This window comes from uncultured Corynebacterium sp. (genome assembly GCF_945649885.1).
GTDB lineage: Bacteria > Actinomycetota > Actinomycetes > Mycobacteriales > Mycobacteriaceae > Corynebacterium.
In genome coordinates this window covers 33,245-49,030 of the sequence record NZ_CALZFS010000005.1, presented here as the reverse complement: position 1 = coordinate 49,030, position 15,786 = coordinate 33,245, and the positions used below count along the sequence as shown (strand labels likewise).

At 59.5% G+C, this 15,786-nt stretch carries 15 protein-coding genes; 4 read left to right on the top strand and 11 right to left on the bottom strand.

The window, feature by feature from the left end; all coding sequences use genetic code 11:
- Both Q0M74_RS01260 and dps read right to left on the bottom strand, forming a co-directional pair.
- The coding region (locus Q0M74_RS01260; protein WP_293951002.1) for a hypothetical protein at positions 1-386 on the bottom strand (386 nt) is incomplete at its 3' end.
- Between the two features lie 301 nt (positions 387-687).
- On the bottom strand, positions 688-1,185 hold the full coding sequence (dps, locus tag Q0M74_RS01255) for a DNA starvation/stationary phase protection protein Dps (RefSeq protein WP_293951000.1): 498 nt from the start codon (positions 1,183-1,185) through the stop codon (positions 688-690).
- Positions 1,186-1,331: 146 nt separating this feature from the next.
- Between dps and Q0M74_RS01250 the strand changes: the two genes are divergently transcribed.
- A complete protein-coding gene (locus Q0M74_RS01250) occupies positions 1,332-2,141 on the top strand; it encodes an Fpg/Nei family DNA glycosylase (RefSeq protein WP_293950998.1) in 810 nt (269 codons plus the stop codon).
- 247 nt (positions 2,142-2,388) lie between these two features.
- On the top strand, positions 2,389-3,558 hold the full coding sequence (locus Q0M74_RS01245; RefSeq protein WP_293950996.1) for an RtcB family protein: 1,170 nt from the start codon (positions 2,389-2,391) through the stop codon (positions 3,556-3,558).
- Here Q0M74_RS01245 and Q0M74_RS01240 read toward each other — a convergent pair.
- The 3 genes from Q0M74_RS01240 to Q0M74_RS01230 all read right to left on the bottom strand — a co-directional run bounded on the left by Q0M74_RS01240 (position 3,555) and on the right by Q0M74_RS01230 (position 6,398).
- Positions 3,555-4,415 carry a DeoR/GlpR family DNA-binding transcription regulator gene (locus Q0M74_RS01240; RefSeq protein WP_293950994.1) on the bottom strand — a complete coding sequence of 287 codons (861 nt, stop codon included), beginning with the start codon at positions 4,413-4,415 and terminating at the stop codon, positions 3,555-3,557. The genes Q0M74_RS01245 and Q0M74_RS01240 overlap by 4 nt on opposite strands.
- A gap of 498 nt (positions 4,416-4,913) precedes the next feature.
- Positions 4,914-5,390 (bottom strand): methylated-DNA--[protein]-cysteine S-methyltransferase, encoded by a 477-nt coding sequence (locus Q0M74_RS01235; protein ID WP_293950992.1) that lies wholly within the window; start codon positions 5,388-5,390, stop codon positions 4,914-4,916.
- A 6-nt stretch (positions 5,391-5,396) separates the two neighbouring features.
- Complete coding sequence (locus Q0M74_RS01230) at positions 5,397-6,398, bottom strand: zinc-binding alcohol dehydrogenase family protein (RefSeq protein ID WP_293950990.1); 1,002 nt, start codon at positions 6,396-6,398, stop codon at positions 5,397-5,399.
- Between the two features lie 412 nt (positions 6,399-6,810).
- On the opposite strand from Q0M74_RS01230, the gene Q0M74_RS01225 reads away from it, so the two are divergent.
- On the top strand, positions 6,811-7,989 hold the full coding sequence (locus Q0M74_RS01225; protein ID WP_293950988.1) for an NADP-dependent malic enzyme: 1,179 nt from the start codon (positions 6,811-6,813) through the stop codon (positions 7,987-7,989).
- 7 nt (positions 7,990-7,996) lie between these two features.
- Here Q0M74_RS01225 and Q0M74_RS01220 read toward each other — a convergent pair whose 3' ends face one another.
- The 6 genes from Q0M74_RS01220 to Q0M74_RS01195 form a co-directional block, all read right to left on the bottom strand.
- Positions 7,997-9,514, bottom strand: coding sequence for a gluconokinase (locus Q0M74_RS01220; RefSeq protein WP_293950986.1), 1,518 nt, complete (start codon positions 9,512-9,514; stop codon positions 7,997-7,999).
- Positions 9,515-9,548: 34 nt separating this feature from the next.
- Positions 9,549-10,145, bottom strand: coding sequence for a VanZ family protein (locus tag Q0M74_RS01215; RefSeq protein WP_293951008.1), 597 nt, complete (start codon positions 10,143-10,145; stop codon positions 9,549-9,551).
- Positions 10,146-10,348: 203 nt separating this feature from the next.
- Positions 10,349-10,957, bottom strand: a complete 609-nt coding sequence (locus Q0M74_RS01210) for a VanZ family protein (protein WP_293950984.1) — start codon at positions 10,955-10,957, stop codon at positions 10,349-10,351.
- Between the two features lie 182 nt (positions 10,958-11,139).
- Positions 11,140-12,363 (bottom strand): FAD-binding oxidoreductase, encoded by a 1,224-nt coding sequence (locus Q0M74_RS01205; protein WP_293950982.1) that lies wholly within the window; start codon positions 12,361-12,363, stop codon positions 11,140-11,142.
- 48 nt (positions 12,364-12,411) lie between these two features.
- Positions 12,412-14,232, bottom strand: a complete 1,821-nt coding sequence (locus Q0M74_RS01200) for a SulP family inorganic anion transporter (protein WP_293950980.1) — start codon at positions 14,230-14,232, stop codon at positions 12,412-12,414.
- 147 nt (positions 14,233-14,379) lie between these two features.
- Positions 14,380-14,715, bottom strand: coding sequence for a hypothetical protein (locus Q0M74_RS01195; protein WP_293950978.1), 336 nt, complete (start codon positions 14,713-14,715; stop codon positions 14,380-14,382).
- Between the two features lie 391 nt (positions 14,716-15,106).
- Here Q0M74_RS01195 and Q0M74_RS01190 point away from each other — a divergent pair, with 391 nt between their 5' ends.
- Positions 15,107-15,712 carry a malonic semialdehyde reductase gene (locus Q0M74_RS01190; protein ID WP_293950976.1) on the top strand — a complete coding sequence of 202 codons (606 nt, stop codon included), beginning with the start codon at positions 15,107-15,109 and terminating at the stop codon, positions 15,710-15,712.
- Positions 15,713-15,786 lie beyond the last annotated feature (74 nt).

Below are 15,786 nucleotides of genomic sequence, written 5' to 3'. Positions count from 1 at the left end.
GATGTCTGAGAGTTCTTTCCCTCGATATGGGAATTGACGATGAGCATGGCATCACGGTGGGAGGGGATGGGTTCATTCACATCCACGGTCCATGATGATTCGATAGCGGCGGGATCTATGACAAAGGGTTCGGAACGCCCTGCCTCATCACGTAATCGCAGGTATGCCGGATTGGCCTCAGGTGGATCCTCATGTTGGTAGGGGCCTGAGACGCGAACAGAATCGATGGGGAGGCCACAGGGTTGTACCCGGATGATCACATCACCTGCTTCTGAACGGGCGAGACCAGACCGGCCTTCCACCGTGACATCACCAAGATAATTTCCACAACCAGACAGGGCTAAGCCACAGATGAGAAGGACTGTGAGCTGTTTGGTGCGCTGCATTTGTCTCAACAGTTTCATCCATTTCAACGGGAGGGGGAGGGGAGGGGCCGAAGCCTTAGAGGAAAATATGTACCAGTTGAAGCTAAACAGAAAAGTGCGGATAGAGGGGGCGATCCAGATAAATATAAATTTGCTCCCTGCTTAAAAACCATTCATGAATCGACACTGAGCACCACAAGTCATCCTGTGTGTCGAGATTATGCCCCTCAGGACGCAGCGCTTCCACACAGCAGACAGCGCCGATCCCCACACCACTTCAGGTGGTGTGGGGATCGGCGCTGACAGAAGCAGAAAGCTGCTGTTATTCGTTGATGTTTCCGGAACCATCATCGATGTGGGCGCGCATGAACCACTGGAACTTCTCCAGTTCGGCGGCCTGGGCGATGTAGATGTCCTCGGTGACGGAGTCGGTGGCGCCTGCCTGAGCCATGGATTCACGCAGGCGTTCCAGGACGGTGGTGTACACGCGGTTCAGGGCGCTGAGGTGGTCCTGGGTGCTGCCACGGTTCATCTCGTAGTCCAGTGGGGTGCGGTTATCCACATGGCCGGCCGGGGTGCCGATCGGGGCTCCGCCCAGGGTGGAGATGCGCTCTGCCACCTCATCGGCATATCCACGGACCAGGTCAACCTGTGGGTCGAGCATTTCGTGGACGGCGATGAAGTTGGGGCCCACCACGTTCCAGTGGACGTGCTTGAGGATGAGGTGGAGATCGTTGTAGTCGGTGAGACGCTCCTGCAGTCCATCAATAAGCTGCTTGGCGTCATTTTCATTGATTCCAGGGACTGTGTAGTTGCTCATGTCAGTTATTATACTGATTTTTTATAACTTGTCACTGAATCTTAGCCTAAACTAATAAGTGGCAGGCTGGGCTCAACTCGGACTTTCCCAGCCCGTTCGCATCATCTGTTTCCCTGTTTTCATACGCACTGGTTAAGGTGGAATTCATGCCTGAAGGACACGTCATTCATCGTCTCGCTGGAGAACTCACCCAGAAATTCGGTGATGCTGTTCTCGGCATTACCTCTCCACAGGGCCGCTTCGCCACGGAAGCTGCAATCGTGGATCAGACCCGCATTGCCCGTGCTGATGCCTTTGGTAAGCACCTGTTCATCGATTTTGATGCCGCTCACCCCGAGCACATCATCTATATCCACCTAGGACTCATCGGCACCCTGCAGTTTGAACCGGCGGAGGAAACCCGCGGCCAGATCCGACTCCACATCACCGATGGTGAAATCGCAGCGAATCTCCGTGGCCCGCAGTGGTGCCGCCTGATCACCGATGAGGAGCGTGACATTGCCATCGGCAAACTGGGCGCTGATCCGATCCGTGATGATGCCGACCCGGAACCCATCCGCATCAAAGTGCAACGTTCCGGCCGCAGCATCGGCTCCCTGCTCATGGACCAGAAGCTCTTTGCCGGGGTAGGCAATATCTACCGGGCGGAAACCCTCTTCCGTTTAGGCATCTCACCCTTCAAACCGGGCCGTGAGATCACCACTGCAGAATTCCACTCCATCTGGGCTGATCTGGTGGGCCTGATGAAAGAGGGCGTGACCGCCGGACGGATTGACACCGTGCGCCATGAACACACCCCGGAAGCCATGGGGCGCACACCCCGCAAGGATGATCACGGGGGTGAGGTCTACACCTATCGACGCACCAGCCAGCCCTGCTACCTGTGTGGCACCCCAATCCGAGATCAGGTGATGGAAGGGCGCAACCTCTTCTGGTGCCCCGGCTGCCAGGCGTGACACCCCCATTGTCCCCGACCCATTTTCATGCCAAGATGGTCCCAACGGAAAGGAAATGACAAAAATGCCTGCTTATCAGTTGCTTCAACAGCATCTACGCACACGCGTTCCGTCATGCCTTCCCCCATATCTGGAGCTGTTATAGCCTCAGAAGCTCTCCCCACAGGCCCCCGCGGTACGCAGTCATTTCAGCGTGCATCCCGCGAGGGCCATTTTTTATCCCCAAATCTTTTGAAAGGACTCTGCCATGGCTGAGAATCCAGCCAGCACTGATGTCATCTCCTTCGCCTCCCTCCTGGAAGACGCCGCCCTTGATCAGGCCAAGGCGACAGCCACCATGCCCTTCATCTACCCACACGTGGCACTGATGCCTGATGCCCACTTCGGGCTGGGTTCCTCGGTGGGCACCGTCTTCGGCACCCGGGGTGCTGTCATCCCCGCTGCCGTGGGCGTGGACATCGGCTGCGGCATGATCGGTGTGCGCACCGGCTTCACCGCCACAGAGCTTGAGGGCCGTGATCTGACCCGCCTGCGCGACTCCCTGGAACGTGCCATCCCGCTGTCCCCGGGTAATTACAACAAGGCGGCCCTGCAGGACACCGCCCTGCCCAAGGTCGCAGAACTCGAAGAACTGGCGGCCAAGAACAATGTTGATCTCTCCCACTCCCCGAAGTGGAAGCAGCAGCTCGGCTCCCTGGGTGGCGGTAACCATTTCATCGAACTCTGCCTTGATGAGGAAGACCGCGTCTGGATGTTTCTGCACTCCGGATCCAGGGGAGTGGGCAACAAGATCGCCCAGAAACACATCCGGATTGCCCGCGAGGCCTGCAAAGGTGAGGACCTACCCGACCGTGATCTGGCCTACCTCACCGAGGGCACACGGGAATTCAGTGACTACCTCAGTGAGCTGCAGTGGGCACAGCGCTTCGCCTTCCTCAACCGCGAGGAGATGATGGACCGCTTCTCCGAACAGTTGGGGCGCTTCATGGAGGCACCGGTGGATGAAGTCGAGCGCATCAACTGCCACCACAACTACACCGTGGAAGAGGAACACTACGGCGAAACCGTCTGGCTGACCCGCAAGGGAGCAGTGCTTGCCGACGCCGGCACCATGGCACTCATCCCCGGTTCCATGGGCACCGCCTCCTACGTCGTGGAGGGCAAAGGCAACCCGGAGGCCCTGCGTTCGGCACCACATGGCGCCGGCCGACGCATGTCACGCACCCAGGCGAAGAAGGCGTTCACCGCCAAGGACCTCGACGCCCGCATGGCCGGCATCGTCTACCGCCCGGGCAAGGAATGGGTTGATGAGATCCCGGACGCTTATAAAGATATTGATCAGGTCATGGCCGATGCCACAGACCTGGTGAGCATCCGACACAAACTACGTCAGGTCGTCAACGTCAAGGGCACCTAAAGTGCCACGTGCAGGCGCACCCCGGCCGCCGCACACCAGCGCTTGAGGTCCTCATGCGGAGCGTCAGTGACGATATCGTCAATACGCTCCAGCGAGGCCAGGTGGCAGAACCCAGTGCTGCCCACCTGCGTCACCTCCAGGGGCACAACAACGCGCCGGGCGGAATCAATGGCCGCGCGTTTGATGTCGGCCTCGGAGACATCGGCCACGGTGACACCACCCTCTGCCAGTCCCACGACACTGATGAAAGCGGTATCGACGGTGAACTGGGACAGCCCCATCATCGCGATGGGGCCGGTCACGCATTCCCCCAACACCCGGTACTGGCCACCGAGCAGGGTGTGACCGATCCGAGGCTTGTCCGCCAGGATCGGCGCAATGGGCACAGAATTAGTGAGCACATTCGCAGGCCGTTCCATCAAGGTGGCCATCATGGCGATGGTGGAACCGGAATCGAAGAAGGCCGAGGAATCATCGGCAATCATCTCCAAGCAGACACGTGCGATCCGCTCTTTCGATTCTGCGCGGACCTCTGGCACAGGAGCAGGGAAGGGGATGTCACCGAGCAGGCCGGGGGCTGCAGCAGCCGTGAAGGTTGCAGAAGACCCTGCATTCTCCAGAGGTGCTGCTGAAGGCTCTGCGGGTGTCGCCCCTTCGAGTGCGACGGCACCGCCGTGGGTGCGTTTGAGCCGCCCCTGATTCTCCAGGGCGGTGAGGTCTTTTCGAAGCGTCGGCTCCGAGACACCCAGCGGTCCCACCAGGTCAGTCAACTTGATGCTGCCACGCTGCTGCACCATGTCTGCAATGCGGGCGCGGCGCTCCTCAGCAGAGTCGGGGCGCTGGATGTTGGTACTCACACGTCAAACGATACCTAACCTGTCGCGCAGTGGAAGACCATCAGGCCATGTCGTGGCACTTTTCAAAAGATCCACAAGAAAACGAAACAAAAAGTCATTCTAAAACGAAAGTTAAAGACGATCATCCACTTTCGATACTGACACACTGACTTTCGGTTTCATTCCAAGACAAACGAAACCCATGCTTTCGATTTTGGAAAAGTTTCACCCTATACTTTCGACATAAACGAAAGCCACTCTAGGGAAAGTCGCTTCAAGCGCCGAAAAATACCGCTTTCGAAACAGGAGAAGTACCCAATATGGGCTGGTCAAACTGCTTTCGATCATGAATTACAATAACGAAATTACAGCAGTAAGATATGGATCACTGACCGCAGTGTTCAGTTTCGATCACATCATGCTAAAGCTTTCGATTTCCTTTTACGCTTTCGTTTTGCCCCAATGAATAACGAAGGCGTTTCAGAATTCCCGCTTTCGTTATTGTTCAGGATCGAAAGCCTATGCTTCGAGATTTAACAGCCACTGCTTTGCTTCCAGGCCACCGCGGTAGCCTCCAAGACTTCCGTCACTACGCGTTATTCGGTGACAGGGCACGAAGAGGGGCAGGGGATTGGTGGCGCAGGCACTGCCCACTGCGCGGACCGCTCCAGAGCTTCCCAGTTCAGTGGCTAATTGCCCGTATGTTCGAATCTCTCCATAAGGGATAGTTTGGAGTAATCGTTGTGCCCGTTCCCGGAATCCCAGATCCTCCCCGGACCGTAGAGACAGGGGAACACTGAATTCTCGACGCTGTCCGGTGAAGTACTCATCCAGCTGTGTGCGTGCCTGGATGAGTATGGGAGTTTCCCCTGGGGTGGATTCTGCGGTGTGGGCGGCATGATTTTCATCGGCGAAGGCGACATAACTGAGGCCTTCCTCATTGGCGATCAGGAGGAGTTCGCCGATGGGGGTGTCAACGCGAATGTGGTGATCCATGGTGGTTTAAGCCCTCACCACGATTTTTCCTGTTGCTCTACCCTGCTCCACAATGCGGTGACCTTCCATGAGGGTGGCAGCATTCAAGCCTTCGAGAACCCGGTCGGTGACCGTCTGGAACTGTCCCCGGTCAACCATGTCGGCGATCTTGTTGAGGATCTCTCCTTGCACCGCCATGTCCGGGGTGGTGAACATGGCGCGGGTGAACATGAATTCCCAGTGCAGGGCGATGGCTTTTTGCTTGAAAGCGCCCAGGTTCGGGTTCACCGGGTCATCGATGAGCACGAGGTGAGATTGTGGTTTCATCACGGTGGCCAGTTCCACTTCCCGGCCGGTGGTCCAGGAGCTGAAGACAAAATCAACATCACTGATCTGGTCGGTGAGGTCCCTGGAGTGGTCGATGACCTCATGGGCGCCGAGCTTTGTCACCCAGTCCGCTGATTCCGGTCGGGAGGCGGTGGCTACCACTTTCAGTCCGGTCAGTGCGCGGGCGATCTGGATGAGTGCGGAGGGCACGCCTCCTGAGCCGCCGAGGACCAGCAGGGTGCCGGTGGTGGACTGGGTGACGGGTAGGCGGTCAAACAGTGCTTCCCAGGCGGTCAAGGCGACCAGGGGCAGGGCTGCAGCATCGGCTGGGTCCAGGGTCGCCGGGGCGTGGCCGACGATGCGTTCATCAACCAGGTGGAACTGTGCGTTGGTGCCCTGTCGGATATTTGATCCTGCGTAGAATACCTTGTCTCCGACGGCGAAGAGGGAGGTGTCAGCCCCTACCTCCACGACGGTGCCTGTGGCGTCATAGCCCAGCACTTTGGGGTGGTCCTGCTTGCCGGCACGCATCCGCACCTTGGTGTCAACAGGGTTGATGGAGACGGCGTCGATCTCCACGAGAAGGTCCCGGGGTCCGGGGGAGGGGCGGTCAAGTTCTACATCAACCAGGAAGTCCGGTTGCTCAGAAGGGATGGAATCAAGCATGGCTACAGCTGACATGGTCAGTTTGGGGGTGGTCATGGCCCCCGATATTAGCCCTCAACGCCCCCTCATGGAGTCCGATTGAAACTACTTCTCAGGCGCCGCAGGCAGTGGTGCCCGGCACCGGCAAAGTCATATCTTCTTATCGGGTGTTCCTCCATCGTGGGCGCTTGCTGGCCCCTCGATTTGTGGTAGATGATCTGCCAGAAATAACAATCATGTCTTTTACCAGCGGTTAAGTGGTCAGACCGCTAAGAAATCCAGCACTTCCCTCAACATGAAATAATTTTATTCATAAACAAAATGACATTAGCAATCATAGCAATAAAGGTCAGGTAGCTTTTACTGATGTTCGCATCGCGGAGCTTTTATAGATCGACAGATATCGCATAGTCTTTTAGCCCTAAAAGATTGTTTCACAGCAAAACCAACAAAGTTAAAGGTGACTTTTATGACCATCAGCCTGCAGCGCACCACGCAGAACCTCACCCGCGATGAGATCTTTGATGCCCACGAGGGTGGCAAACTCACCATCAGTTCCACACGCCCATTGCGCGATATGCGTGATCTCTCCCTGGCTTACACCCCGGGTGTGGCCACCGTGTGTGAAGCGATCGCTGAGGATCCAGAGGTTGCTCGCACCCACACGGGTATCGGCAACACCGTCGCGGTGATCTCTGATGGCAGTGCTGTGCTTGGTCTTGGCGATATCGGACCGCAGGCGTCGATCCCTGTCATGGAGGGCAAGGCCCAGCTGTTCAACTCCTTCGCCGGCCTCAAGGCTGTTCCTATTGTTCTTGACGTCCGTGAGGTCGACGCACTGGTGGAGACCATCGCGGCGATTGCACCATCCTTTGGTGCCATCAACTTGGAAGACATCTCCGCTCCACGTTGCTTCGAGGTGGAGCGCAGGCTGATCGAACGTCTGGACATCCCGGTCATGCACGATGATCAGCACGGTACCGCCGTGGTTATCCTCGCCGCGCTGCGTAACTCCCTCAAGCTGCTGGATCGCGATATCGCTGATCTGAAGATCGTCATCTCTGGTGCCGGTGCGGCTGGTGTCGCGGCGGTGGATATCCTCACCAACGCCGGTGCCACTGACATCATCGTGTTGGATTCCCGTGGTGTCCTCCACGCCAGCCGTGGTGACCTGACCCCAGTCAAGGCTGATCTCGCTGCCAAGACCAACCCACGCGGTGTCACCGGTGGTGTCAATGACGCCTTCACCGGTGCGGATCTCTTCATCGGTGTCTCCGGCGGCAACATCGGGGAGGAGGCGCTGAAACTGATGGCTCCAGAGCCGATCCTGTTCACCCTGGCCAACCCGACTCCAGAGATTGATCCGGAGTTGTCCAACCGTTATGGCGCAATCGTGGCCACCGGGCGTTCTGATCTTCCCAACCAGATCAACAATGTCCTGGCCTTCCCCGGCATCTTCCATGGCGCACTGGCTGCCCATGCCAAGAAGATCACCCCGGAGATGAAGCTGGCTGCTGCCGAGGCGATCGCCGCCATCGTCGAGGATGAGCTCAGCGTCGACAGCATCGTGCCTTCTGCGTTGGATCCCCGCGTCGCCCCTGCCGTGAGTGCAGCAGTCAAGGCTGTTGCGGAGCAGCAGGGAGCATAAAGGAGGCTTAGTTCTCCTTGATGTTCTCCCTGACCAGGGTGTCGTAGAGTTCTTCGAACTTCTCACGCGCCCTGATGTAGTACTCCGCGTGGCGGGGCTGGAGAGCCCTGCCCAATGGGGGAGTGGCGCGCTCGCCACCTGGGTCGATGATGTCCAAGGCGATGAGTGCTGTGCCCCGTAGGGTCGCACGTTTCATCTCCAGGGGGATGACAGGAGTGGCCAGGGAGTCGCACAACAGGTGCAGCCAGGTGGGGTGGTCGGTGGACACTCTGCCGGAGGCGATGACCCGTTCAGGGGCTGCTCCGGCGCCGGTCATCTCTGCCCATACCCGCTGGTAGGACAGTGCAAGTGATTCGAAGACGCCGCGCCACATTTCTGCCGGTCCGGTTTGTGCCGTGATGTTGGTGAAGGCTGCCGTGGCGTCACTGGCCCACCCGGTGGAACGTTCCCCGGAGAAGAACGGCAGCACCGCTGGGGTGGCGGGCATCGGTGGTCCGGCAAGGATCTCAGGGAGTTTCTCCACAGGTGCCACGGTGCTTTCCAACCAGCTGACCGCCCGGCCGACGTCATTGAGCGCACCGCCGACGATGCACTGGTGCCGTGAGAGCCGGTAGCACCACAGTCCAGGTGGGATATGTTCTGGAACCTTGGGCAGGATCACACGCATGGCACCAGAAGTCGCTGCAGCCACCGCCACTGTGCGTTGATCCAATGCGCCGGGGCCGACGTTGGAGGGCCACCCGTCGGGGATTGCATGGAACCAGGGCACCCGGGCCAGCGCGGCATGTGTTTCAGAGCTCAGCCTGACCGGGGTCGCTGGCTCATCAGGGTCAAAGATCGCTGCGAACAGCTCAGGGGAGACACCGATGTGGTCAAAGATCGGCAGATCCAAATCACCGGTGTGGGCATTGAGGATGCCACTCCAGGCCGCCACCGAGGTGGACATCCCCCGGATACCGGCAAGTTTAAAGTAGATGTACTCACCGATCGTCATCACCGACTGCGTCCGTGCGTACAGCTCTGGATATTCCTCACGCAGCCACATCAGGCGGGATGGGTGATAGGAGGTGTGCAGGCGGACACCGGTGCGTGCATGATAGGCCGACTCATCAATCTCCCCGCGCAGTTGCTCTACATACTGTGCCGAACGGGCATCGGCATAGGTGAGGCACGGGGTCAGGGCAGCACCGTCCTCATCCACCAGGATCAGTGAGGAGGCAAAGGAATCCAGGACCACGCCGGCCAGCTGGTCCTGGATGTTCTTCTTCTCTGCAAAGGTGAGGATGTGATCAATCACCTGACTGATCTCTGCCACCACCTGGTCTGGATCAATGGTGGAGACCCCTGATTCCCCTGTATCGCCGGTGCTGAAGGCATGGGGCATGCGCTGCTTGGAGCCCTTGATGGGGCAGCCTGTGCTGTCATAGATGCCGCCGCGCGAGGCTGTGGATCCGATGTCGATGGCCACCAGGTAGGGGCCGGTGGATTCCGACAGTGGGATCGACATTGTTGGGATGGCTCCCATGGCGCACCTTCTTTGTGGTTTTTCAGTCTGGCTCTCAGGCCTGCGGCACCGGAGCGTCTGCCCGGTCGTCTGCCTGGTTATCTCCCCAGGATATCGCGTAAACATCCACCACCCTATCGGGGTCACCCAGGCGTGGGCCCAGTGCCACCAACACCGCGAACACCACGCCCAGGAGCACAGCCAGCCACACCCACAGCCAGTGGAAACGGGGGCCGAAGATCTTTGCCACCACCGCGCCGGTCACAGCACCCAGGGTGTTGAAGAAGAGATCATCAATATCGCTGTAGCCCAGGGAGAAAATATACTGGCACACCTCAATGAGGAAGCTGAACAGTGCGCCGAAGGCCATGACCTTCAGCACGGCCATTTTTCTGGTGGCGCTCTTCTTTGAGTTGCGCAGCAGGACATAGAGCAGCACGCCGAAGGGGACGAAGAAGGCGAAGTTTCCGCCATAACCAAACAGTGGGGCAAACCAGGTGCCGGTCTCCGCATATTCATTGAAGGGCGTCAGTTCCAGGGACCGGTTGCGGTGGGCCTCCTTCTGCCACAACAGGCCGATGACGAAGAAGGCCTTCAACATGGTCAGGGAGATCATCACCGCGGAATAGGCCAGTAGTGCGATCAGGACCAACCACTGCGGGGGTTTTCTCCTGCCACGGCCTCCCCGGTTTTTCTCAGGTGGTGTACCCCCAGCCGACCCGGTGGTGGCAGCTGTCCCGGCGCGTCTGACTTTCCGTGATTGGCTCATTCCCGGAATGTTAGCGGAAGTTCTCCGTGGTCACCGGGGGATCCGGGGTGTCAATACGCTGCCAGGATCCTGCCTGTGTTCCGGTGTCAGCGGAAGCTTGATGAGGCGATCAGCAGCAGGACCGCCAGGCAGGAGCCGGTGATGATCAGTGACAACCTGGTCACTGCTGCTCTCGGGAGCCGGGAGGCGATCGTTCCTCCAATGATGCCGCCGATGGTGTTGAACAGCAGGTCATCCACATCGCTGTAGCCGACGGAGAGACCCCATTGGAGGACCTCGATGCCCAGGCTTGCCAGGGCGGAGAATAAGGTCACCTCGAGGAGGGGGAATCTGCTGCTGTGGGAGCGGAGTAGGAAGTAGAGGAAGAATCCGAAGGGCATGAACAGCACGATGTTGCCGAAGGTGTTGACCCAGGGGCCCCACCAGACGGGTGCGTCTATGAAGCCGTTGAATAACACCAGGTCCAGGGAGCGTTGTTGGTGGGCTTCAGTGTTCCACATCCCGCCCAGGGACAGTCTGCTCTTGAACATGGTCAGGGCGATCAGCACGACGCCGTAGACAACGAAGGCAAAGGGGATGACCCGTGCCAGGGGCTGTCTGCTCGACGGTTTCTTCATGGTGTTGTTGTCCTGCTGTGTGGGTTCAGTTCCAGCGGGTGGTTGGGGGCTGTTCCCACGGATCTTGGTTAATGACATGGCACGTCACCTTAAGGGCCTGCCCTGTACGGTGACTGTCAGACTGCCTGCAATTGGGTGATCTGCCCGGTGATATTGCTGACATCCACCGGGCGTAGGTGAGCTATCCCGGGAATTCTAACCCTCTTCCCCCCCTGGGAGTACCGCAGAGAAGTGGTCAACACAACAGGGCCGCGCAGTAGTCAGCGCAGTGGGTCAAAGGGGGCGATGGCTGGATCGGTGACACCGGTGTCCATCAGTTCCGCCAGGTATTTTCCGGTGGCAGGCCCTAAGACGATGCCCCACATGCCGTGTCCACCGGCCACGAAGATGTTCTTGGTGTTTGTCTGTCCGACCAGAGGTTTGCCATCGGTGGTGACGGGTCGGGAGCCCACCCATTCATCATGGCGGTCATCGAAGTCGATGCCGCGCATGAGTCGGCGGGCCTGGTTGACGATGGCCTGGATGCGGTGGGGGTCCAGGGGTTCATCGGGGCCACGGAATTCCATGGTGCCGGCGATGCGGAAACGTCCCTGATAAGGGGTGCAGGCCATGCGGTGGTGGGGGAGATAAAGCGAGTGTTGAGCAGGAATATCGGTGTCCACGGAGAAGGAGTAACCGCGCCCTGCTTGGACCATCATCTTCACACCATGGTCAGCGGCGAGTTTCGGCAGCCAGGCTCCGGTGGCGATGACCACCTTGTCCGCCTCTTCACGGGAGCCATCGGGGAAGAGCACCGCGGGGCCGTCCACAGAAGTCACATGGGTGATGTCCACACCGGTGCGGATTTCGCCACCGCGGTGTATCACCGAGCGGGCCAGGGCTTCCACATAGGGGCCGGGTTCGATGAATCTCTGGCCTTCCATGCGGTAGACGAGGGGGACTTCCTCGCTGAGCATCGGCGCCAGGGCCTGGGGGTTGTCCACCTGTGACATCTCCACATCCTGACCGTGGGCACGCACCCCGTCTACCTCGCGGAGAAAACCTTTGGATTGTTCCTCGTTTTCAAAACCGATGATGAAGGGGCCGTCGTGGGTGATCTGGTCGATGCCCCCATCATGTAATTCATCAAAGGCTGCCAGGGCCACCCTGCTGATGGGGGTGAGGTCGCGCAGGGTGGAGTCCCACCGGGGTTGGGTGGCATTGCGCATGAAGCGTGCCAGGAAGAACCAGAGGTTGCGGTCGATGCGGAAAGGCATGTGCAGGGGTGAGTCCGCATCAAAAAATGTTCTCGCACCATAGGTCCACAGGCTGGGGTCAGCCAGGGGGAGTGTCTTGGCTGGGGTCAACCATCCGGCATTACCCCAGGAGGAGCCTGCCGCGATACCTCTCCTGTCGAGCACACTGACCTCGTAACCGCGTTCCTGGAGGTGCCAGGCGGTGGACAGACCCACCATTCCCGCACCGATCACAATCACCTTGCCCATATGAGAAACCTCCTTGGAATGTGACCTCAACCATAGCGAAAAAGGGGACTAGTCCAGCTCCCGGTGATCGGCCTCAGGGGCAGACACAGCACCGGGCGAAGGCGGCAGGTCGTCGATAAGCTCTGTTCTCTTTGCCCCTTCCTGCTCCAGGGCGGCCAGATCCTTCTTCTTGGCCCGCGCTGCACGGAATTCCAGTTCCAGGCCGGCGAGTTCAGCTCCGGCCTTCACCGCGTCGGAGACAGTGGGGTGGAGGCGGATCTCATCGGCCAACCCGGCGCGTCGGAGTGCGGTCTGCATGGGGCGGGTGGGGCGTGACATGAGGACGGGGATGTTATCGCTGGCCAGCCGGTCGATGAGTGTGCTGATGGCCAGCACCCCGGTGTAGTCCAGGTCGGAGATGGCGGTGCCGTCGAGAATGAGGACCTTGTAGTCGCCATTGTTGAGCTCATGTCGGAGTTCACGCAGGACATAGTCGGCGTCGGCGTACCAGATGGGGGCTTCCACGGACCAGACGAGGATGCCGGGCACCTGGACGGTATCCACCCCGGTGTTGATGGGGACCCAGTGGTTGGAGCCGGGGATGAGTCCTTTGCGGTGGATGGGTGGGCGGGCTTCGCGCCGGGTGCGGTCGAGCAGGGTGACCAGGGCGGCGATGCCCACGCCCTGGACTACGCCGAGTTCGCAGACCGCGATGATGGTGCCCAGGGCGATGAGTAGTTCCACGCGGCTGTAGCGGGCGATATTACGTAGTTCCCGCACCCGGATCAGTGAGGCCGCGATGGTCACCAGCACTGCGGCTAGTCCGGCTTCCGGCAGCAGGGGCAGCAGCTGAGTGCCAAACAGCAGCAGGAGGAGCACCACTAGACCGGCGCTGAGGGCGGCGATCTGGGTTTTTCCGCCCACGTCCTGGATCAGCCGGGTGCGTGGTGGGGAGGCGTTGAGAGCGAAGGATCCGGCACCAGCAGATGCCAGTGAGGCCACCCCGATGGCGGTCAGGTCGCGGTCGAGGGTGCGGTTGCCCTGTTCGGTGGAGACCTCGGTGGCGCCGGTCTGCACGGTGATCAGCATGGTGATGACCAGGGCTGAGGGCACCAGGTCCCAGACAGCACCCCAGGGGATGCCTGCCAGGTCCGGCAGCACCCACACTGACTCCGGTGACTGGAGCTTGTCGACGCCACGTTCCCCACCTAGCTGGGCTCCCTCCAGCCAGGCCGCAGCGACGGCGGCCACGGCCAGGCCCAACAATGCTCCGGGGATCTTCGCACTGATCTTTCCCGCCACCAGCACCACCACGACGACCAGGAGCCCCAGGCCAACTGACCAGGGGTTGATATCCATCCGCTGCTGCCATATCTGCCACCACTGTTCATGAACGACCCCGGATGTTTTATCCTCCACCCCGGAGATGACACCTGCCTGCGACACGATGATGGAGATACCGATGCCGGCAAGCAGTCCGACGGTCACCGGCCGGGAGAGAAACTGCGTGATCCACCCCCCTCGGAGCACACCGACGATGATCAACAGGGCCCCCACCATCAGCGAGATGAGGATGATCGCTGTACCTTCATCCCCGCCCCGGCTCGTGCCACCGGCTGCCGCACCTGCAACCCCGGCCGCCAACATCGGGGCGATGGTGGAATCTGGCCCCACTGACAGCGTGCGGTGGGCACCAACCAGTGCAAACACCACCGCGCCGATGACAAAGCCCAACAGTCCCAGCGCAGGGGACACCCCGGCTAACTGGGCTGCTGCCATCGCGCCGGGCAGGGCGATAGCAGCCAGGGTCAGTCCAGCTCTGATGTCACCGGTTAGTGTTTTCCCAGCAGTGCCACGCAGGGCAGGTGGTGGCCAGATGTTCATCCTCATGACTTCCAGGTCTACCCGCCCGGGAGATATTTAGATATCCATGTAAGGGTTGAGAAAACCCCCTGTGGGGATGCGTCTCACCAGGAGGTGACACTGCCCGCAGGGGGTTTAACTATTGATTCACGCGTGAATCAAAGAGGCCTGTAATTAGTGGCCAGCTGGGATGTTCAGCTCGATGCCCCACTGTGCAGCAGCAGCTTCGATGGCTGGGATGTTAGCGTGCAGGATGCCTGCAACAGCAACACCGGTAGCTGCGAGGGTGTAGAGGTACCAGGTCTGGCCGAATGGGCTGACGCTATCGAGGTCCTTGGCGGAGCCCCAGATTGCGCGCTCGTCCTCGGTGGCGCCCAGTGCGTCGCCCACCTGTGAGGAAGCGGAGGAGCCGGTGGAGCCGGAGGTGGACTGTGCCATTGCCGGGGTAGCGGTCAGTGCGAGTGAACCAGCAGCGAGCAGAGCGATAGCAGAGTTACGAATCTTACGCATTATACATTCCTTAAAGTCTCAATGTGTTTTGTCTTGCAGATAGAGGATACCAACTGGGCAGGGGAATTACGGACTTATCACCACTGCCGATGACCCCCGAGCAACACCCCTGACCACCTCCTGGATTTCCGCTGACCACACCACAAACCCGCCAGCGTTCGGCTTGCGCACAATACCCACCGCAAAGTCAGGCCCTCCGCCATGCGCATCCACGCGCCCTCACGACACCGCCTCACACACCATGACCGGTTGCATGTTGTTGACATGACAAGTAAAGTGCGGAGGCGGTGCCTTCCCTCCGAAGGCAGTGGAAATAAAGAACGACCAGAAGCTCCCCCTCACCAACCACGAGGCCTCGGAACTTCCCCATTACTTGAAAGTTGCATTTAACATGTCTGAGAACACAAACCTCGTCATCAATGAAGAAGCACAGAACATTCTCTTCCGTGAAGCACGCACCGCCAACGCCTTCACCGACGAGCCAGTGACCGATGAGCAGATCAACGCCATCTTTGACCTGGTCAAATGGGCACCGACCTCCATGAACAACCAGCCACTGCGCGTGATCGTCATCCGTTCCGAGGAGGCCAAGGCACGTCTGCTGCCCCACATGGCTGAAGGCAACCGTGACAAGACCGCCCAGGCACCTGCGGTGGCACTGCTTGCTGCTGACATCGACTTCCACGAAGAGATGCCACAGCTCTTCCCACACTTCGAGGGTGCCCGCGACATGTTCGCCGCTGATGACGCCATGCGTGCATCCGCTGCCGAGCTCAACACCGGTCTGCAGATCGGGTACGCCATCATCGGCATCCGTGCAGCCGGCCTGGCCGCAGGCCCGATGACCGGTTTCGATGCCGATGCCATCTCCAAGGAATTCTTCCCCGACGGCAAGCACCGCGTCATGGTTGCCATCAACATGGGTAAGCCTGCCGAGAACGCCTGGTACGACCGTCTCCCACGTCTGGCCTTCGAAGAGGTTGTGGAGACCCTCTAGTCTCAGTTCCCCATTGGACAACGCAACACCCCTGTCCCCTCAATGAGGGGACAGGGGTGTTGCGTTGTCCAATG